The following is a 307-nucleotide window of genomic DNA, read 5'->3' as shown; positions in this document are numbered from 1 at the left end:
CGCTGAGTCATGCAGTCGTGGCGGGCGTGGCGGCTGAAATTGGTGGTGGTGATGCGAAAGGTGCGGCGGCCGGGGCATTGGCCGCCGAGCTTGCCGGTGCGGTGATGGGTGAGAATTTTATCGGTTCGCAAAACTGGCAGGCTAAATCTGAACGTCAGGCACAGTTTGTCCGATTTTTGGGCGGTGTAGCGGGATCGGTATTTACCGGCAAAGCCGAGGGGGCATACAGTGGCGCTAATGCTGCTGAAACCACATTCCGTTATAACTATCTTAGCCATCATCAACAAAAGTTGATGGAAGCTGAAAT

Annotated in this window: 1 protein-coding gene; it reads left to right on the top strand. The window is 54.4% G+C overall.

What is annotated here, in order from left to right:
- Window positions 1–307: VENN motif pre-toxin domain-containing protein (locus FTA91_RS12990; protein ID WP_145583472.1), on the top strand; the 307-nt coding region annotated here is incomplete at both ends.

Source organism: Yersinia thracica (assembly GCF_902170565.1).
GTDB lineage: Bacteria > Pseudomonadota > Gammaproteobacteria > Enterobacterales > Enterobacteriaceae > Yersinia > Yersinia thracica.
The sequence above is the reverse complement of the archived record's forward strand: the minus strand, read 5'-3'. Positions and strand labels throughout refer to the sequence as shown.